The 21,077-nt window shown below is 37.1% G+C and carries 17 protein-coding genes and 1 riboswitch; of the genes, 2 read left to right on the top strand and 15 right to left on the bottom strand.

Annotation, left to right across the window (positions count from 1 at the left end; genetic code table 11):
* Positions 1–139 precede the first annotated feature (139 nt).
* The 5 genes from RV17_RS02960 to RV17_RS02980 all read right to left on the bottom strand — a co-directional run bounded on the left by RV17_RS02960 (position 140) and on the right by RV17_RS02980 (position 5,449).
* Positions 140–2,071, bottom strand: coding sequence for a PTS fructose transporter subunit IIABC (locus RV17_RS02960; protein ID WP_067484370.1), 1,932 nt, complete (start codon positions 2,069–2,071; stop codon positions 140–142).
* Positions 2,072–2,089: 18 nt separating this feature from the next.
* Positions 2,090–3,004: a 1-phosphofructokinase gene (pfkB, locus tag RV17_RS02965; RefSeq protein ID WP_071868482.1), complete on the bottom strand. Its 915-nt coding sequence runs from the start codon at positions 3,002–3,004 to the stop codon at positions 2,090–2,092.
* The gene (locus tag RV17_RS02970; protein WP_071868483.1) at positions 3,001–3,753 is read right to left on the bottom strand and encodes a DeoR/GlpR family DNA-binding transcription regulator; all 753 of its coding nucleotides are present in this window, start codon (positions 3,751–3,753) and stop codon (positions 3,001–3,003) included. The genes pfkB and RV17_RS02970 overlap by 4 nt, the downstream gene beginning before the upstream one ends.
* A 168-nt stretch (positions 3,754–3,921) precedes the next feature.
* Positions 3,922–4,110: a hypothetical protein gene (locus tag RV17_RS02975; RefSeq protein ID WP_067484364.1), complete on the bottom strand. Its 189-nt coding sequence runs from the start codon at positions 4,108–4,110 to the stop codon at positions 3,922–3,924.
* Positions 4,111–4,120: 10 nt separating this feature from the next.
* On the bottom strand, positions 4,121–5,449 hold the full coding sequence (locus RV17_RS02980) for a hypothetical protein (RefSeq protein WP_071868484.1): 1,329 nt from the start codon (positions 5,447–5,449) through the stop codon (positions 4,121–4,123).
* Between the two features lie 133 nt (positions 5,450–5,582).
* Between RV17_RS02980 and RV17_RS13380 the strand changes: the two genes are divergently transcribed.
* Positions 5,583–5,747 (top strand): SPJ_0845 family protein, encoded by a 165-nt coding sequence (locus RV17_RS13380; protein WP_086271020.1) that lies wholly within the window; start codon positions 5,583–5,585, stop codon positions 5,745–5,747.
* Positions 5,748–6,431: 684 nt separating this feature from the next.
* Here RV17_RS13380 and RV17_RS02985 read toward each other — a convergent pair.
* From RV17_RS02985 to ftcD, 9 genes are all read right to left on the bottom strand, one after another.
* Positions 6,432–6,962: a folate family ECF transporter S component gene (locus RV17_RS02985; protein WP_067484358.1), complete on the bottom strand. Its 531-nt coding sequence runs from the start codon at positions 6,960–6,962 to the stop codon at positions 6,432–6,434.
* 29 nt (positions 6,963–6,991) lie between these two features.
* Positions 6,992–7,090, bottom strand: a riboswitch (THF riboswitch).
* A gap of 9 nt (positions 7,091–7,099) precedes the next feature.
* Positions 7,100–7,861, bottom strand: coding sequence for a formate/nitrite transporter family protein (locus tag RV17_RS02990; RefSeq protein WP_071868485.1), 762 nt, complete (start codon positions 7,859–7,861; stop codon positions 7,100–7,102).
* A gap of 51 nt (positions 7,862–7,912) precedes the next feature.
* Positions 7,913–8,791: a YitT family protein gene (locus RV17_RS02995; protein ID WP_067484353.1), complete on the bottom strand. Its 879-nt coding sequence runs from the start codon at positions 8,789–8,791 to the stop codon at positions 7,913–7,915.
* A 239-nt stretch (positions 8,792–9,030) separates the two neighbouring features.
* Complete coding sequence (gene hutH, locus RV17_RS03000; protein ID WP_071868486.1) at positions 9,031–10,584, bottom strand: histidine ammonia-lyase; 1,554 nt, start codon at positions 10,582–10,584, stop codon at positions 9,031–9,033.
* 42 nt (positions 10,585–10,626) lie between these two features.
* Positions 10,627–11,997, bottom strand: coding sequence for an APC family permease (locus tag RV17_RS03005; RefSeq protein WP_067484349.1), 1,371 nt, complete (start codon positions 11,995–11,997; stop codon positions 10,627–10,629).
* Positions 11,998–12,034: 37 nt separating this feature from the next.
* Positions 12,035–12,595 (bottom strand): HutD family protein, encoded by a 561-nt coding sequence (locus tag RV17_RS03010; protein ID WP_071868487.1) that lies wholly within the window; start codon positions 12,593–12,595, stop codon positions 12,035–12,037.
* A 1-nt stretch (position 12,596) separates the two neighbouring features.
* A complete protein-coding gene (locus tag RV17_RS03015; RefSeq protein WP_067484344.1) occupies positions 12,597–14,273 on the bottom strand; it encodes a formate--tetrahydrofolate ligase in 1,677 nt (558 codons plus the stop codon).
* An 18-nt stretch (positions 14,274–14,291) separates the two neighbouring features.
* The gene (locus RV17_RS03020; protein ID WP_071868488.1) at positions 14,292–14,918 is read right to left on the bottom strand and encodes a cyclodeaminase/cyclohydrolase family protein; all 627 of its coding nucleotides are present in this window, start codon (positions 14,916–14,918) and stop codon (positions 14,292–14,294) included.
* A gap of 11 nt (positions 14,919–14,929) precedes the next feature.
* Entirely contained in the window at positions 14,930–15,829 is a 900-nt protein-coding gene (gene ftcD / locus RV17_RS03025; protein ID WP_071868489.1) for a glutamate formimidoyltransferase, read from the bottom strand.
* Positions 15,830–16,517: 688 nt separating this feature from the next.
* Here ftcD and glmL point away from each other — a divergent pair.
* On the top strand, positions 16,518–17,897 hold the full coding sequence (gene glmL, locus RV17_RS03030; RefSeq protein WP_071868490.1) for a methylaspartate mutase accessory protein GlmL: 1,380 nt from the start codon (positions 16,518–16,520) through the stop codon (positions 17,895–17,897).
* A gap of 113 nt (positions 17,898–18,010) precedes the next feature.
* Here the strand turns inward: glmL and RV17_RS03035 are convergent, their stop codons facing one another.
* Positions 18,011–21,052 carry an ATP-binding protein gene (locus RV17_RS03035; protein WP_071868491.1) on the bottom strand — a complete coding sequence of 1,014 codons (3,042 nt, stop codon included), beginning with the start codon at positions 21,050–21,052 and terminating at the stop codon, positions 18,011–18,013.
* Positions 21,053–21,077 lie beyond the last annotated feature (25 nt).

Below are 21,077 nucleotides of genomic sequence, written 5' to 3' on the forward strand. Positions count from 1 at the left end.
TAATGATATGATACTATTTGCATTTTACAAGGTCAAACATTTATCGGCTACTTTCCGTTATTTCTTCAAACAAAAAAACCTCTCATCACCCTCCCCAAGAAAGAGTGACAAGAAGTTTTCGTTATTTATCTATCTAAAATTAAGCTTCAACAGCTTCTGGTGCTTTTCTTAATAATCCATAAATCACACCTGAAACAACTGCACCAATTGCAATAAAGACTAGGTACAATACAGGATGACTAAGTAGGAAGACAACGAAAATTCCACCATGTGGTGCTAATAATTTGATACCAAAAGCGCCAACTAAACCACCAGTTAAAGCAGAACCTACGATGAAGCTTGGAATTGCACGAACTGGGTCAGCAGCAGCAAACGGAATTGAACCTTCTGTTACAAAGGATAGCCCCATCACAATGTTTGTTAAACCAGCATCTTGATCTGCTTTACTAAATTTATTTCTGAATAACACAGTTGCAACGAAAATTGCTAATGGTGGAACCATCCCACCTGCCATAACAGATGCCATAACGACACTACCACCAGTTGCGACAGTTGTTGCAAGCGTTGCTGTACCAAACACGTAAGCTGCTTTGTTGATTGGCCCACCAAGGTCAGCAGCCATCATTCCAGCTAACAAAGCCCCAAGTAACGCAGCATTTGAACCACTCATACTTGTCAAGAAACCATTCAATCCATCATTGATTGCTTTCATTGGCACATTGACCATCAACATCAAGAAACCAGTAATCAATAGTCCAAAGACTGGGTAGAATAAAATCGTTTTGATTCCATCCAATGATTTTGGTAAGTTCTTGAAAACTTTACGTAAGAAGACAATGACATAACCAGCCAAGAAACCACCAATCAATGCACCTAAGAAACCAGCTCCACCAGCATTAGCTAATGCGCCTGCAGCAAAACCAACAACCAATCCAGGGCGGTCACCAATACTTGATGCAATAAACCCAGCTAAAACTGGCAACATGAAACCAAATGCCGCTTGTCCAATTTGGTTGAACCAGCTTGCCATTTGATTGTAATTCCCCAAGTTTGCCAATTGATCTTGTGGTACACCCATAAATTGGTCAATCATGAAGGAAAGTGCAATCGCAATCCCACCACCGATTACAAATGGAAGCATATGCGAAACACCGTTCATCAAATCTTTATAGATTCGTTGACCGATTGTTCCATCAGCATTTCCTTCATCTGATGAATCATTTTTACTATCGCCATGGAAAACAGGTGCATTCCCTTCAACAGCAAGATTGATTAATTCCTCTGATTTACGAATACCATCACTTACTGGACGGTTAACTAATTTTTTTCCATCAAAGCGATTCATCTCAACCTTTTTATCTGCTGCAACGATTACGCCATCTGCACGTGCAATATCTTCTGCAGTCAAACGATTTTTAATTCCTTCAGAACCATTTGTTTCAACTTTGATATCTACGCCCATCTCTTTTGCTTTTTTCTTCAAAGCATCTTCTGCCATGTACGTATGCGCGATTCCGGTTGGGCAAGCTGTCACAGCTACGACAAATTTTCGATCTGAATCAGTTAACGCTTCAATTTGTTGGGCAGCTTGTTCTGCCTTTTCTTCTGCTTCTTTTTCGTCCTCAGCTGTTTGGAAAAGTTCTTGCACTTCATCAGGTGTTTGAACTTCTTTTAGTTTTGCCACAAAATCCGGATTGATCAACAAACGTGATAATGCCGCTAAAGCTTGCAAGTGAGTGTCATTTGCGCCTTCTGGAGCAGCAATCATGAAAAATAGATAAGTTGGTTGACCATCGAGTGCTTCATAGTCAACGCCAGCCTTACTTTTTGCAAATAAAACTGTTGCTTCTTTAACTGCCGCATTTTTTGCATGCGGCATTGCAATTCCATCACCTAGACCTGTTGATGTTTGAGCTTCACGCGCCAAAATCCCTTGTTTATATGTGTCAATATCTGAAATACGGCCAGCATCATACATTTTTTGGACCATTTCATCAATAGCACCTGCTTTATCAGTTGCTTGCAAATCCATGATCATTGCTTCTTTGATCATCAAATCTTTAATATTCATGGTTATCCTCCTTAAAATTTAGTCGATTTTTGTAATTTCAACTTCAGGTAATAGTGAATCAATCATTTCACGAGAAGCTAAGTCATCAGAGAACGCTGTTGCACTTCCGCAAGCAACGCCCCATTTGAAAGCTTCGACTGCATCATGATGTTTGCTAAATGAGCCAATAAATCCAGCAATCATCGAATCTCCGGCACCAACTGAGTTTTTCAAAGGGCGTACTAAAACATTCGATTGGTAGGCACCTTCCTTAGTAAATAATAAGGCACCATCGCCAGCCATTGAGATTAATACATTTTGCGCACCTTCTGCCAATAACTTACGGCCATAAGGAATGATATCTTCAACTGATTCAAAAGTAGTTTGATACAACTCTGCTAACTCATGGTTATTTGGTTTGATTAATAATGGTTCTTTTGAAAGAGCATTTTTTAAATCCTCTCCCGTAGTATCAATCACAAAATCAGCACCTTTGTCACGGATGATTTCAATCAACTCTTGATAAAAACCTTTTCTAAGACTTGCAGGTGTACTTCCAGATAACACGACAATATCGCCTGCTTCAACCGTACTCAATGCTTGTTTCAATTCATTGATTTCTTCATTAGAGATAACTGGACCTAAGCCGTTAATTTCTGTTTCAGCATCTGATTTCAATTTGATATTGATACGTGTATCTTCATGGACTTTGGTAAACAAAGTATGAATTTGTTCTTTCTTCAACCAATCAGAGATAAATTCTCCGGTAAAGCCGCCTAGAAAGCCAAGAGCAGTTGAGTTTGAATCGATTCGTTTCAAGATACGAGAAACGTTGATTCCTTTGCCACCTGGTAATTTAAAATCTTCTGTCATGCGATTCAAGTCGCCTAATTTTAATCCATCCACACGAACAATAAAGTCAATTGATGGATTAAGTGTTACTGTGTAAATCATTGAATAGCCTCCTTAATTGTTGTCAGGTCACGATAATCTGCGACAAATTCTAATGGACAACGCTCGGTTACGATTGTGGCTGCCGCTAAAGGAGCAACAGAAGTAAAAGATAGCTTGTTAAACTTAGTTTGATCAATCAAGACAAATGCTTCTTCGGATTGTCTCATCGCAATTCGCTTAAGTGCTGCTTCTTCTGGGTCAGGGGTTGTAAATCCTTGAACCAAGTGCGCGCCGTTCATTCCCATAAACGCCTTGTTAAAATGAAATGCACTCAACTGTTCCACACTACTTGAACCCAATACCGCATTAGTAGATAGCTTGACTTGGCCGCCAAGGATAATCGTTGGTATTTGTAAATCAACTAAGTTAGCAGCATGCTTGACTGAATTGGTAACAACCGTCACATTTTTTCCTTGTAAAAACGGGATCATTTCCAACGTCGTTGAGCCAGCATCCAGATAGATGACATCATCTGATTCAATCAAATCAGCGGCTAAACGAGCAATTTGTTGTTTTTCTTGAACGTTTTTGAGCGTTTTTTCACTCATCGCTTGTTCAAATCCTAAAAGCTGCTCTTTTTTTGCACCACCATGAATTCTTTCTAAAAAACCTTCGTTCTCCAACTCTTGTAAATCACGGCGAATAGTGGACTCAGATGCATCTAACAAGGTTACAAGATCTTGCGATTTAACAATTTTGTGTTGCTCTAACAAGTCTAAAATTTTCTGTCTGCGTTCTTCTGTAAGCATTTCCACAACCTCCTCACGACAAATATTAACATAATAATTATTTGCTTGCAACACAAAACATCCAAAAACAATCACTATACTTCTAAAACGTTCAATCAGCACATTTTTTGAAAAAAACCGAAAAAAAGAGAGTCATCCTACAGATAACTCTCCTAACGTTACTATTCTTTATTGGTCTTTCTTGGTATAAATTGCTTGAACTTTCACTTTTCTTGATAATCGGTAATACATACCCAAGCCAGAAAACATAATCAAAAAGCCAACCAACGAACGAATTGAGAAATTTGGGATAAATAAAACCAATGCAGCTAATACGACTGTCGGACCCATCACACGATAATATAATTTTTTATCCATTTTTTCCACCTCATGCTCTCTGTATAGTTGTTAATGCTTCTAATTTACGATAATCTAAGAAAACGACCCTTAAATGATTGTCCCCTTTTTTCAAATCAAAGAAGATGGTTCCTTTTTTCTTTTTCTGTCGGCTTATTTGGATATCTGTTAATTGCTGCTTCATTTCAGCAATTGGTAAATTCGCTAAAGCTTCAGGTGGTACATATAATCTCAAAACCACTTGATAATCTTGATACTTTTCATCTTGGACTTCTACTTCCAAATATTCACGAATGTAATAGCAATAGGCTTGAATTCCTTCGTCCATTGCGACAGTTGGATCAATCATTTTGTAACACATCATTTGCGCACGGTTTTCATCAACCCAAGGAAAATAAGCTTGCGCATTTAACGCTCCTTTTACACGACGTTCACGATACTGATTTTGTTCGATATCATAGCTTCTTGTGACAAAGAAAGTTGCAGCTTTTTTTGGTACAGGTTGCATATTTTGATTTTGATACTGGACGGACTGGATTACTCGATCAGTGTATGCATATTCAATAAATGGTTCTTTCAGTAAGCCAACACCGTTATCCCAAGCCAAGTGATCAAAACCTAACTGGTCACGATAATAAGCTTGAAAACGAAGATTCTCTTTTTTTCGCCAATTAAATGGATTTTTGTAAAGCTGGATCTTCAATACCTGATTCTCTAGTTCAGTAATACTTTCCACTTGCTGAACATCAAGAAAAATTGGTTTTGGAATAACTTTGAAGTAAGCCGCACTGTAATACATCTCCCAACAAGAAGTCAGGCACAATCCGCGATAAAATAAATCATAGCCAGCAAAATGATTACAATCAACGATCACTTCTCCTTCCTGCCCTTTCATCTTAGGGAGGCTACCAATTTCTTCTTGTGTCTCAAATAATGTTCGTCGCTCAATTTCTTTTGTATTGTGTGCCAAGAATTCACTATAGGCACGTAAATAAGCAAATACACCATGAGTTGCCATTTTCATACGAAGATAGTCATGAATCAATGCTTCTTTTTCATTAAAGACTTGTTTATCAATCACATTTTTAATTAATAGTTGCTGATTTTCATAATGAAAGCTGCATTCATTTTCTTCGTTTCCAACTACGAAAAAAATTTGTTCATTCTCTACCGCTAACTCCAATGCCAATTGAAATTTTTTCAAATGAAAGGATTCAGTTGCTTCATGAAAAGGTCGAAAAAATGTCGGCTGGATCAATAAACGAATAAGTATACCCCAATCAGTTATTTCTTGGATTTTGTCACGTTCCTCTAGGTGGTTCATCTGGATAGTCATCAATAGTTTTTCTTCGCCAAACATTTTTCTCACCTCTTTCAAATCTTTTTATAATCTAATTATAACTAACAAACGCCAAAAACCAAAATTTTTCGACTTCATAAAATATAGTAGATTTTTAAGAATTACATGGTACACTATCAATGAGGTGATAAAAATGGGACTAAAATTCGAACGTACAGATAATCTCGACAAACTTTTCGAGTCATTCGCAGTGGATCCAGAGAAAAAAGTAGCTTCTAACGAAGAGATCAACCGTTTTTTAAAACCAGAAACTCCTGACACAAAAAAAGCGAACAAAGCTGCTAAACCAAAGAAGTAAAAACAAAAAAGAAGCTATCGCTTTTTTTAGTCAATGGAAGTCGAAACAAAGGAAACTTATTTCTGACTGATTCGGTTTACATAAAGAAACGATTAAATGATAAAAACAGCATTCGTTGATTCAAAAAAGATGATTTCAATTTTCTGTTAGAAAATCGAAATCATCTTTTTATTCGGGTCCTATTTTTTTGTGCCCATTTTCTCTGAAGAAAGTTTTTTCTATTTTTAAAAAAAATTGTCGCTCATCGTTCAAGATAAGAAAAATCCCAATCTTGAATTTTTTTGATTCTCTTCACTTTTTTTCCAATTGATTAATTTTTCTTTATTGTCCATCACTATATCTCCTCACCCATCTATTCATCTATTGAGTAAAAACGATATAGCTAATTGATAGGAAAGTTTAGTCATCCTCGATACAGCGCCTATCCAAATCAGCTATATCGATGAGTGACCTCGAAGTAAGTTCCTATTTTTGCATGCCCTTTCTGACGATAAAAGAAATTTTATTTTTCTCAAACGTCTTCTCCTGTACTCTAATACAAAAGAATCAAAACAAAAAGAGTAGCTACCAGAATTTTGATACATGCTTCCTATACGATAGGTAAGATCAGCCAAATAATTTGGCTTAAAAGACAGGCATTCATCTAAGGTATCTACGCTTACGAAGTGTCATTCATTCTATTTTTTACGAAACGAATCGCTTACCAATTATTCTTATTGGAATGGCATTACCAAAGAAGAAGATAAGACTCGTTTGAATTGGCAACATCACAACTGCTTTGATTAAACGAACGGCCCAAAGTTTTCCATCCGTGAAAGGAATATCATACATTATGGACAGCCATAATGGTGTCAAAAACAGGCTAATAATCAAGGTGTTCACCAACACACAAAAAAAGGCATTTTTAAGTGTGACACTTTTTTTATAAAAGAAGAAACCATAGACACAGCCACCAATAAATGCGTTAAGTGTAAAGCCGATAAAGAATGGCGCTTTCCCTAACAAAGTATTTCCTATGATATCTGCAACAGACGCACCTACGCCCGTCCAAAAAGGACCAAACAGAGACGCCATAACTACTTCGGGGATAAAATCAAAGGTTATTTTTATTAACTGTGTTTCAAAGCCAAATACTTGAGACAATAGAACCATCAGAGCAATTAGTAAACTAATGGTTGTCAGAGCGTGTACATTTAATTTATTCATTACGAGCATCTCCTCTAGAGCTGCTACACAAAAATTCATGCAGCGAATGCGAGGGCAAAACCGCGAATACTTATTCTTCGTTCATAGAGCAACATCCCATCTCTTATGACACTTAACGCTTTGTCCTCTACTCTGTTATTTTTTATTTAATGATGAGTATAACTTAGATAGTAGAATCCGGAAACAAATGCAGATCCGCCAACAATATTTCCTAAATAAACGGGAATAAAGTTCTGAATAAAGTCCAGCCAAGTCCCACTGCTTTCAAAAATGGCTGCTGGAATGACAAACGCATTTGCCACACTGTGTTGAAATCCAATGGCGACAAAAACCATCACCGGAAACCAGATCCCTAAAATTTTCCCAGCTGTATCCTTTGCTCCATAACCTAACCATAAAGCAAGACCCACAAACCAGTTACAGCCAATACCTGAAACAAAAGCTTGAAAAAATGAACTCTCTACTTTATGCTGGGCAACACTGATTACTTGTTCTTGAAAAACACCGGTGTGAGTTAACCCGACAAAGTGACCAAAAAAATAGGCGACAAAAATGGCACCCACAATATTCGCAAGTGTAATGACTCCCCAATTACTTATTAATTCCTTTAGCGTCACTTTTTTTGCAAAAAATGCACAGCTAACTGCCATCATATTTCCTGTGACTAATTCACCACCTGCTAATAAGATGACAATCAGTCCAACTGGAAACACACTTGCTCCCACCAGACTTGCAAGGCTTGGGAACTCAACAGAAATTGATGCAGATACACGAAAATATGCCAGATATCCCAATGAAATCATTGCACCCCCGATGAACCCCAAGATTAGCTTTGCTAAAAGAGTTTTTTCAATTTTTTGACTCCCCATCCGAATACTGTGTTGTAGAATTTCATTTGGATTTAACATCGACCTATCTCCTCAACCTTCAAAAACTGATTTTCTATTTTAATGATTCATTTATAATATATCTAATTCTTCAAAGTGACTTAGAATTTTAATGTCTTGCGAGACACTAACAAACGCTTTTGGATCAACTTCTTTCATGATTTTTGCTAAAAGCTCCATCTCATAAAAAGTAATGACTGTAATCAAAATTGTTTGGGCACGATAATCATAAGCACCATATCCTTGGGGAATGACCGTAATTCCCCGCTTCAAAACCTTTTGTAATTCTGGGATGACGTGGTTTGGCTGTTGCGTAATCACCATAACTTGAACTTTTTGATGCTTGACATAGACTAAATCAGTTACCTTTCCACTGACAAAAATAGCAAGCAAACTATAAAATGCATAAGGCCAGCCAAACAGATAACCTGCAGTCAAAATAATTAGCCCGTTAATTCCCATTGAGATTGCACCAACACTTCGTCCAGTATGTTGTCTAAGTGTAATAATAAGTGCATCCATTCCTCCGGTAGCAATTCCATATTTCAATGCTAAACCTAAAGAAAATCCATTGATAACTCCACCAAAAATAGCACAAATGATGGGGTCATTCGTTAGCGAAACCGTTGGAACCATTGAAATAGCAAAAGAAGCAAAAGTTACAGAGATTACTGTAAAAAAGACAAATTTTTTATTTATCTTAACCCATGCTAAGATAAACATCGGAACATTCAACAAATAATAGATAACCGAAATAGACAACGTAAATCCTCCAGTTCGATCAAATAAAGTAGAAAGAATTTGCGCAATCCCAGTCAATCCGCCTGCATAAATATGTCCCGGTTGCCAAAAAAAGTTAAGGGCTATCGAATATAAGAATGCATAGATTAACGCGATAGTTACTTTTGTTACCAAATCTTGCCAAAACTTTTCTTGTTTTGCCTGAAACATGCTGCTACACTTCCTTCATTTCCTCATTGAAGACTTCACGTGCTTTATTTTCAACAAATGGCCATTTTTCAGATTCACCTAGCAAATACCTGCTGTTTTCTTTTGCTTTTGGTACTTCATATGTCAGCCTCCTCATTCAAGAATGCATTGCTGTAGGAAAACAAAAAGTGTAAACCAGTAGAGAAGACTGAAGCAACCTTTTCTTTCTACTGGTTCCACTCATCAATCTGGTTAATCAACTAGCTAAATTGAATAGCTAAATCTACTTCTTTTTCTACAGCAGATAATAAATCGCCATGAATCATGACTTCTGTTGCCTTGTTTAATTCCTCATACATTTCAATTTCTTTATCATGTTCAATAAATGCCACGAATTGGCGGAATGCTTGATAAGCAGCCTGTGTTCCTTTTCCTAGTTTGTCTTGATAACCGCGGATATCTATTGCCTGACAGGCCGCCATTATTTCAGTTGCTACCACACGTCTAGAATTCAGTAAGATTTCTGCGGCAGTTCGTGCAGCAGTTGTTCCCATACTAACAAAGTCTTCTTGATTTTCACAAGATGGGATAGAGTCTACACTTGCTGGATGTGCTAAGATTTTATTTTCAGAAACTAAGGAAGCACAAGCGTATTGCGTAATCATAAATCCGGAATTTAATCCAGGATATTTAACTAAGAAAGAAGGGAGTTTACTTAGTTGTTTGTTTACTAATCGTTCCACACGACGTTCCGACACATTCCCTATTTCAGCTACGGCAATTCCTAGAAAATCAAATGGTTGCGCCATTGGTTCTCCGTGGAAATTCCCACCAGAAATTACTTTTCCATCACGTGTAATGATTGGATTATCGGTCACTGAGTTAATCTCAATTTCAACTTTCTCTTTCACGTACGCGACAGAATCTTTACTAGCACCATGGATTTGTGGCATACAGCGTAAAGTATACGGATCTTGCACATGATCAGGGGTTGCCTCTGTGATATAACCACTTCCTTCAATCAACCGACGAATGTTTCTAGCAGTTGCTAACTGTCCGCTTTGTGGACGAATGGTGTGTAGGTCTTCTTCAAACGGGCTAGATATTCCTCCATGTACTTCTAAAGAAAGTGCTCCTGCAATATCTGAAAGTTTCAACAACTCGATTGAATCGTACGTTGCTAGCGCACCCACAGCCGTTAAAACAGTTGTTCCATTAATGAATGCAAGACCTTCTTTTGCACTCAATTGAATAATGGCTAATCCAGCCTTCTCCATTGCCACTTTACCTGGCAATAATTCTCCTTTGTAGTAAGCTTTTCCAAGACCGAGTAAAGGCATCACCATGTGTGCTAATGGCGCCAAATCTCCAGAAGCACCTAGTGAACCTTTTTCTGGGATAAATGGATGAACTCCTTTATTTAACATGGTCATCAGTGCTTTTACCGTACTTAATCGAATACCAGAATAGCCTTTCACAAGTGAATTCACGCGAATCAGCATGATTGCACGAACGACATCTTCTGCAAAAGGATCCCCAAAACCAGCAGCGTGTGTCCGAATAAGATTTTCTTGTAGCTGTGCTGTGTCTTCTTGGGAAATGCTCACATTACATAATGAACCGAACCCTGTATTTACCCCATATACCACTCTTTTTTCGGTTACGATGTCGTCAATGATTTTCCGAGAGCGGTTGACCGCTTCTTCTGCGCTTTCTGCGATGCTCACTTGGACATTTCTTCTTGCAACGGCAACCACATCTTCCAATGTCAAACTTTTACCATCTAAAATAATTGTTTCTTCATCCGCTTTCATGTCTAATATCCTCCAATTTTCATTCGCTTATATTCAACATTTCTACTCTGGTGTTGTTCCAGGTCTACTTCCTTTATTGATCACAAAATAGAGAAGACTGGCAACAATCACTCCGACTAACCCAGCAATTAGGTTGAATGGATTAGCTGCTGCTACCATCCAAATACTCACCGCAATGGAGATAACAGGGATAATCGGTCCTAGAGGTAGCTTAAAGGCTGGTACAGTATCCATCTTTTTCCGTCTAAGCCAAATCAGCGCCAAAGCTGTGGGAATATATTGGAAGAAACGGAAAACCACACTCAATTCAGCCAATTGTTCAAATGAACCACTTAATAAAAAGCCAATCGTAATTAACCCGGATACAATAATGGCGACAATCGGTGCTCCTTTAGCATTTTTCTTTGCAATAACTTTCGGCAATAATCCTTCGTCTGAAATGGAAGCACCATAACGTGGAATCATCAATGAATCCCCCATGTTTAATCCAGCAATAGAAATTAATGCCCCAATTGAAATAATCCATTTTCCTGCCGGACCTACCATTTCAACAAATGCATCCTGCACTGGAGCATTACTTTGAAGAATCCCTGTGCCTAACATCGCGATCGTTCCAGCAATAATCATAAAATACAAAATAGATACAATGCTAATTGATCCGATAATTGCCTTTGGTACATTTTTCTTCGCATTTCGCATTTCCCCTGCAACTACTGGCAAAGCTTCAAATCCAATAAATGCGTAAAACACAGTTAGTGAAGTAGATGCCATCGCCTGAGACAAGGTCATATCAGGATTCAGTTGTAGAAAAGGTGTAAAGTTTCCAGCATTAATCCCATTTTTTATAAAGAAAATACTCATCAAAGTAAAGGCAATAATTGGAATTAATTTTGCAATAGTAATCGTGATTGTAAAAATCTTTGATGTTTTAATCCCCATACTGTTGATTATTGATAAAAAGATAATCAATAGCACACTTATCAGGGTATTTTGTCCCTCTAATGTTGGAAATGTTTGAATTAATAATTTCGAAAATCCTGCAGCCATCGCAGCCCAGGCAATGATTGTTACAAACCAGCCCAAAATTCCGACGTTAAATCCAACAAAATCACCAAAGGCTGCTTTTGTATATTGGAACGCCCCACCATTTTTACTAAAATACCCTGCTACTTCCGCAAAACAAACGGCAAGCATCAACACAAGTAATACGACAACGAGTATCGCTACTAGTGATGCTGGTCCTAAATCTTGATAGATCGTCCTTGGAAGTAAGAAAATTCCTGAACCAATGACCGCGTTAATTCCATATAATGTCGCACCGCTCAGGCTGAACTTTTCATTTTCTTCTCCCTTCGAAAATTCTTCTGGATCTTTAATGTCTGAAATTTCCGGAATCTGTTCCTCATTTTGCATGGTTTCCCTCCTCTTCTTAAAGCGCTTTCATTCAAATCTAATTGCAACTGACATAAATTAGTTTAACAACATCGTCCTTTGGTAACAGTTCTATCGCAGTTCGTTCTGTTATTCCAGTCAGCGCGAGACTATCAGATTGTTTCAAGAAATAAGTAGCGTGCTTTATTTTTACTGTACATTGTTCGACACAATACAGATAACAATCTTTTTCTACTGAATATAGAGAATTATGTGTTTGAACACGCTTCATCTCCCCCTGCATGGATTTTTTATAAATTAAATTAAAGTCAACACATTTCCCCACACTTGTTGTAGAAAGTTCTCCGTCAAATTCGCCTACATCAAACGTTTCTAGTCGTACCGTTTGTTCACTATTCGTCAGTGTGACACTTCCTTCAAGTGGCATCAAAAGTCGGTTGTATCCAGGTAATACAGTAAACATAGAATACTGTTCCTCAATCGTGGCGCTAGAAATTCGATAATCAAATACTCTCCGCTGATAATTTGCCTCCGGGGGAAAGAGGAAAAGCTCGGTTGTTTTTCCTCCACTCCAAGTTGATTGATGATATTGGCTACTCCTAAAATGTTCTACATTCATCTTAGAATAGTCCAGAGATATTTCCTTCAGCATCTACGTCAATTCGTTCTGCTGCTGGTGATTTCGGTAGACCTGGCATTGTCATTACCGCACCTGTTAAAGCCACAATAAATCCTGCGCCAGCAGACACTTTTAGATTGCGAATAGTTACCGTGAAATCTTTAGGTGCTCCCAGCAGAGTCGCATCATCTGAGAAAGAATACTGCGTTTTTGCCATACAAATAGGATACTCAGTAAATCCAAGTTTTTCTAATTCCGCAAGTTCTTTTCGAGCGCTTGGTGCAAGTTCTATCCCTTTTCCACCATACACTCGTTGAACGATTTTCGTTAATTTTTCTTCTATTGAATCTGATAGATCATAAACATGACTAAAACTATTGGGTTTTTCTGCTAGTTCTATTACTTTATTTGCAAGATCAATGCCACCTTCGCTACCTTTCGCCCAGACATCTGATAGTGTTACTTCAACGTTTCGTTCTTCGCAAGCTTTTTCGACAGCAGCTAACTCAGCATCCGTATCGGTAGGAAATTTATTGATTGCAACTACAACAGGCATACCATATACTTCTTGAATATTACTCAAATGTTTTTCCAGATTAGGAAGGCCTTTAAGAACGGCTTCTACGCTTTCAGTTCCTAAATCAGCTTTTTTCATTCCTCCATGCATTTTTAATGCACGAATCGTCGCAACTAAGACAACTGCGTCTGGTTTTAATTCGGCTAACCGACACTTGATATCAATAAATTTTTCTGCGCCTAAGTCTGCTCCAAATCCAGCCTCTGTTACTGCATAATCGGCATATTGCAATGCAAGCTTTGTAGCGAGAACACTATTACAACCATGGGCAATATTCGCAAACGGTCCCCCATGAATAAATGCAGGTGAATGTTCAAGTGTTTGTACAATGTTTGGTTGGATTGCTTCTTTTAAAAGAGCAGTCATTGCCCCTTCTGCTTTTAAATCTCCTGCTGTGATAGGAGTTCCTTCAAAGCTATATGCAACAATAATTTTTTTTAGTTTTTCTTTTAAATCAGTAATGTTATTTGCTAAACATAGAACCGCCATAATTTCAGAGGCAACTGTAATATCGTAGCCATCTTCACGGGGAACACCATTAATTCTTCCCTGTAGACCATTCACAATATGACGTAGTTGTCGATCATTCATATCTACAACACGCTTCCAAGTAATTCTTCGGCTATCAATCCCTAATGCGTTACCTTGATGGATATGGTTATCTAGCAAAGCTGCCAGTAAATTATTAGCCGCACCAATTGCATGGAAATCGCCAGTAAAATGCAAGTTGATGTCTTCCATTGGCACTACTTGCGCATAGCCTCCCCCTGCTGCTCCACCTTTCACACCAAATACTGGTCCTAAAGAGGGCTCGCGTAACGCAATGGCTGCCTTCTTTCCAATTTTTGTTAGAGCATCAACTAACCCAACGGAAGTAGTTGTTTTTCCTTCACCAGCTGGCGTCGGTGTGATTGCTGTTACAAGAATTAGTTTCCCTCGTTTCGCTTTGTCTAAATTTTCTAGCTTGCTAACATTGATTTTTGCTTTGTAATCGCCATACAATGCGAGGCTTTCTTTAGGAATTCCAAGTTTTTCAGCAATGTCCGTAATTGGATTCATCTCAACTTGATTTGCAATTTCGATATCTGATAAGTTTGTCATTTTTCTCTTCCTTCCTAGCTAGACAATTTTTTCGATGGCAGTATAGATTTCATCTGCCAGACTCATTCCTTCACTTAACAATGCATTTCCTTTTTCTTTGTATCGAGTAACAAATGCTTCGTCTTTTACTCCTGAAAGATTGATTAAGACGTTTAACCAAGCCCCTTGCAATGCAGATTTCAAATTTAATGCTGCTACACCTAAGTCACTTGCTGCGTTTGTATTGGATTTTCCAATCAATTCTCTGGTGACTTTTAATGCTTCCACCGCAATTTCCATCATTTTGAAAGGCGTTTGTGTTGCACCTTCTAAAGCACGTTGCATCGTTTGTTTGCGTAGTTCTTTTTCTTCTTCTGTGTCTTTTGGCATCGTAAATACTGCCGACACTTTATTAAATGCCTCTGTATCTTCATCAATGGCGCGTACGAACGCAGATTGTAAACGAGCCGCTTCTTGTTGCGCTGCACTCATTTCTTCTGCAAATTCTGCATATTTCTTTTTTCCAATGGTTAATTCTGTCACCATTTTTGTTAGTGAAATACCCATTGCACCTGCAAGCGCTGATGCTGATCCACCTCCAGGAGCTGGTGCATCAGATCCTAAGACCGTTACAAATTCTTTTACTTTTTGATCAATTAATTTCATGCTCAGTCCTCCTAGTTTAGTAGATGATTTTCCAATACTTGTTTTTTATAATCAAATTCTTCAATTTGCAAATAGTATTCTGCGCAATCAATGAGTGCTTTTGCAGGAGTCAACCCAATAACTTCACTGCCAATAATATTGACGCCATATCTTTTTGCTTCAAAGCGAATCGTTTCAAATGCTCGATATAATGGCGTACCTTCATAATTCACCATATTCATGGAAACTTGCGCAATATTTCGGTCTTCCAACATCACACCAATTCCCTTACAATATTTAAATCCCCCGCCAGATCCACGAACAATCTTTGCAATTTTATTTGCGATAGCAATGTTATCGGTATCAAGATTTACATTAAATGCAACTAGCGGCATGCGTGCCCCTACAGCAGTAACTCCAGCAGTTGGATGTGGTTTTCGTTCACCAAAGTCAGGTGCCCACTCTTCTTCTAATAATTTCTCGGTCATTCCTTCGAATTGTCCTTTTCTTACTTTTGCTAAGTTTGTACGAGTAGGTGTACTTGCCGATTCTTCATACAAGAAGATTGGAATGTTCAACTCATCATTAATTCTTTTAGCTACTTTTTTTGAAATCTCAACACATTCTTCAGTTGTCACATCTTTAATTGGGACAAAAGGAACAACATCCGTTGCACCCATACGAGGATGCTCACCATGATGTTTGGTCATGTCAATGTTTTGACTCGCATACTTAACTAATTGAAAGGCAACTTCTTGAATCCCTTCTTCATCACCAACTAGGGTAAACACACTGCGATTATGACTTGCGTCCGATGAATAGTCCAAAAGAGTAACACCGTTGACACTTTTTGCAGTATTCACTAAGCCTTCAATTACTTTTTCGTCGCGACCTTCACTAAAATTTGGGATACACTCAATTAATTTTGCCATTTAAAACATCCTTTCTTTTTTCACTTTCGTCTTTTAACTTTCTTTTAATTACCAAAGTATAGACTTCCGTTTGCGCAGGTCATCACTCCCGCACAAAATAAAAACACGCAGTTTCTCATCACAGTTCTTGTTCTAAAAAATCAAGATTGCTACGTTAACAAGATTCATTTTTTGTTAACGCTTTCATTTACGAATTTACCTTATCATGCTTATATGGGTTGGTCAACACGTATAAATAGCGTGATATCAGTCTTTTCTCATCATTCAACGACCATTTCATCCAAGCTGTTTCCGCTTCAAAAGATTCACTTATTTTTTTGAGGCAAATCATTTGACATTTTTTTGACTACTTTTTTTTACACTCAGAGTATTATTAGTGATTAAAAAGTAACTGACGCCCAACTGAAAAACTATTCATTCTCTAGATAATTTTGATAACATAGACAGTCTTTTTTTGTAAGGATAGAAAGTAACTGTTAAAACGAATGAAAATCATCTTAATTAAATAAATAGGAAGAAACAAACAGAAAATCTTCTTCTTTTTTAGATCGATATAAAATTTAATCAGTACATAGATTTTAGAACCATTTCTGATACTTTTGACGTTTAATTGATTCTAAAATGAGGAAAGTAAAACATAAATTAATTTTTTCTCATTAAATATTTTTCTAAATAGGAGGTTCAAAAGATGAATAAGTTCATTTTACTCGTGGATTTCGGAAGTACTTATACAAAGTTTACTGCAATAAACGTAACAACCATACAGGTAGTTGCTCATCTTAGCCTACCTACCTCTCATGAGCAAGGGATTATGACATGTTATCAAACAGGTGAAACTAGTTTGTTGCATCAACTTGGTTTGCCAATGTTTGATGATGTCTTTATTTGCTCCTCTGCGTGGGGTGGTTTTCGGATGATTGCTATTGGTTTAACTGAAAGTCTCACAGCAGAGGCAGCAAAACGTGCAGCACTTGGCGCTGGAACAAGAGTAGTCAAAACCTATCATTATAGACTGACAAAAGAGCAAGTAGAAGAGATGAATCAGCTAAATGCGGACATCATCCTTTTGTCAGGAGGAACAAATGGAGGAAATCAACAAATCATCTGTCATAATGCCAAAATGCTCCATCGCTATTTATCTTCAGGAACCATTTTAGTTGCAGGAAATGAAGCAGCAATTTCTGAAATTCGTTCGCTTTTAACTAATACGCATCTAACCATTTACTACACAAAAAATGTTATGCCTAAAGCAAATGTACTACAGGCAGAGCCTGTAAGAAAAATTGCAAGAGAGATTTTCTTAAAAAAAATCATTCACACAAACGGTATTGATTTAGTTGCAAAAAAAAGTCTGTTGCCCATTATTCCAACACCTACATCTGTTTTACTGGCTATCCAGTTATTAGCTGACGGTCTTCCAACTATAGAAGGAATTGGCCACACTTTAGTAGTCGACGTTGGTGGAGCAACTACAGATGTATTTAGTGTGGGAAATCCAGCAATTACAGATGATCAAACATTTTTTGAAGGTTTAGAAGAACCTTACTCAAAAAGAACTGTTGAAGGCGATCTAGGTATGCGTTATTCTTCAGAAAGTCTGATTGAAGCAGTTGGCTTTGAAGACTTCCAACGATTATTTTGCGGAGATAAACAAGCACTATACAGAAGTATTCAAAAAAGAATCGTCCAACCAACTTATCTTCCTGATACAAAGCAAGAGCAACAACTGGATGTACTATTGGCATCCAATGCTGTTGCTCTTTCAGTGAATCGACATGTTGGTACTCTGCGTGCCAGTCAAACACCTAACAGAACTATTTTCTATCAAAACGGAAAGGACTTACGAAATTTCCCAAATGTCATCGGAACTGGTGGCGTTCTAGTCCATCATCCACAACCTAAGCAGATTTTAAAGCACGCTTGTATCTCTGATACGGTTCATTTAAAGCCAAGATCACCTAATTTTTTTATTGATACACATTATTTATTTTCCGCACTTGGACTACTTTCTCAAAAATATCCAAAAGAAGCACTTCTCCTGTTAAAAAAGATGATAGTTCCATGCTAAAAATGACATTGAATAAAGAAAAAAGCCAAGGAGTACCTCTGCGTTCCTCGGCTCTTTTTTGTTTGGGCTTAACTTAGCATTCGTATAGGAAGTGCTGCCCTCTTCATTTTTGATTAGGACGATATCTTATCAAAAACAACTTCTCGTAAATAATGTAACTCATATTGATCTCGATAAGGACTAAGGTTTTCGACTGCTTTTTCGTAATAATACGTTTCTTCGCTCTCAAGTAACTTACTTAGATTCGGCTCCACCATCACCTGTGTATTTAACAAATGCTTGACGATTGCTTGATAAAAATATAAAATGCCCAAGTCTCTCGGATTCGTCATTTGTGTTTGAATTTCATTAAATCGTAGGAGAGCTTCAAAAACTGCATGATACTCACCTTCTAACAAATCAATTAGTGCAAGATAGACACTGAGTTGTGTCCTTTTCCAAGGAGAAGTCAGATTGACATACATTTCATTTGATCGTTGCAAATAGAGTCTGGCCTCTTTATAGTCTTGTGCAGCAAAAGCTGAAATACCCATATCTACATAAAAAATGACCAAACTGGTAACTAGGTTTGTTTCCTCACACAAAACAATGGCTTTTTTCTGATAAGAAATAGCCTGCTGGTAATTTTTCCGCAAACGTTCAATTTCTGCTAGATAATCATAGGACGCAGCGATATTGCTCGCATATTTTTCTCTGACTTCATCAGAAATAGTAAAAATTGTAATGGATTCATGAAACAATCGTTCAGCCACTTCTAGTTCACCCACCATTAAGTTATATAAGCCTTTTAAACGCAATAAAATCCCGATTGATTCATGGTCATTTGTCCTGATGGAAATAGACATCGCTAATTCTATATATTGTGCCATCTCACTTGCATTATCTGTCTGGATAAAATAATAGATCATTTGTCGATAAGCTTTCACCAGATAGCAATCATTGTGATATTCCCTTGCTTTTACAATCACCCGCTGGATGTTTTCTATTCCCCGAATATAATTCCCACGATTAATAAAGTAACGTCCCTCAAGATATAAATATTTCATTAACAATAGTTGATAGTCCTCTTGTTCACCATATAACTCTTCATTCTTTTTAAGTTGCTCTCCAATTTGCTCAAATTTTTCAAATTCTTTTTGCCATTCAATTGGCTGAAGTTCAATCGCTATTTCGCTTCGTTCATTATAGATAGGAAAAAGTTCATGTTGAAACTTCAAAGACAACTCCAATTTCGATAATTCATAATCAAGAGATTTCAATTCTTGATTGGCATACTTATAATGATACGCAATCAATGCTAATAGCTCGTTGTCATTTGTCAACTTCCATTGTTGTTCAAATAAGGAAGCAATTTGTTCGTGAATGACACGAAGCTTTGTTGTTGATTGTTTTGAGTAAATATATTCTTGTAATTTTTTTTGCTTGAAACAAACACTGATTTTTCCAGAAAATACTCGTTCAATCAATAAATTTCGCTGTTGTAAATTTTCAATCGCCTGCGCAAGTTGCTCATGATTGGTTCGTAAAATAGTCGCTAGCATCGATAGCTCCGCTAACTCTCGAAAATAGGAAACAATTTCTAACACCTCTTCATCAAATGTTGAGAGCTGTGTCAGTGAAAATTCAAGTTCTTCTTGAATTTTTGGCGTAATATACGAAATTTTTGTCCCTATTCTAAGCTGTCGAACGTATTCCATTAAAAAAAGTGGATTTCCTTCTGATTCGTTATAGAGCCTGTCATAAAAATCATAACTAAATTTTTGATCTGGTATTTGCTTTTCAACAAAGGCTTTGACTACTTCTCTAGGGAAAGGCTCTAATAAAATTTGTGTGAGTTTATCATAATGACTAACAGCATTGATAAAATCAGTAATTCGTTTGTGATGATCTGTCCGCAAGGTTAGAAGAAACATACAATCTTCATTGTGTAGTAACACACTTGTTAATAGTTGTAGACTTCGCTCGTCTATCCACTGTAAATTTTCTATTAAAAAGACCACAGAATGAAGCTTGGCAATTTTTTTAAGGATAACAAGCAAAAACTGAGAGAGGTAATTAATATCTGAATCATCTACTGATTCTTCAAATTTTGCACTCTGGTTGTCGATAAAACTAGGAAAAAATCGATAGCACATAGCACGCCAGGTTTCTTCTTTTACTATTTTTTCATCTAGTACAATTTGATCAATCTGATTGATAATCTCCCGCCACACTCTTAATGTAAAACTCTGTTCTGCTTGATAACAAGTCACCTTAATCAAGATTTTTGGTGCCGTATTGCTCAAAACAAGCTGACACAAAGCCGTCTTTCCAATACCATCATCTCCTTGAACAATGATTGATTGAAATGGCTGCTTATGAAAAAAACAGTCAAGATTTGCTTCCAGCACTTCCACTTCCGCTGTCCTACCAAAAAAACGGTAATTTTTGACTTTTTTCTGTTCTTTTTTTCTTTTAACAATGGCTAACGTTTTTTCATAGATTGCTCGTGTTTCTTCACTTGGTTTAATTCCTAATTCTTCATCCAATATACTGGAAAGGTCATAATAAGTCTCAATAACTTTTCCATTTCTGTGACTATCCTGATAAAATTTCATCAACATTTGATAATTTCGCTCATCATACTCATCAATTGCAATTAATCGTCGAATGTTTTTTTCTACATCGATCAACTGGTTATTTTCAATATCTGTGGCGACTTTTTGATAGCAACTTTGAATGAATTTTTGTTCAAAATAATTGCGCATTTTTGTCACCCATAAATCAAATTCATCTGAATCTTTTAAGAAAAAACCTTTTAAAAACTCATCATGATATTCATCTAAGTGATTTACTGGATCTTGTAAAAAACGATCGACATCACTTGGTTGTACCAAAGCATCATTCAATTGCAGAATTGCTTTATTTGGAGAAACAATAAACTCCTCTTCTAATTCTTTGTTCGCCTGATAGATTGTGTTTCGAAGATTTTTTTTTGCACTTTTTTCTGATTTATTAGACCACAAAACTCCCGCAATTTCATCCCTACTAACTGAACCATTAAGGGCTAAATAATAAATAAGTGCGTTGATTTTTGAAAATGCAAAAAAGACGGGTTCATCATTTAAATAAATTTTAGGATTACCAAATAATTCACAACGTAATCGCTTCCCCATGTATTCACCTTCTCTCTTTTATTCT

The organism is Enterococcus thailandicus, from assembly GCF_001886265.1.
GTDB lineage: Bacteria > Bacillota > Bacilli > Lactobacillales > Enterococcaceae > Enterococcus_B > Enterococcus_B thailandicus.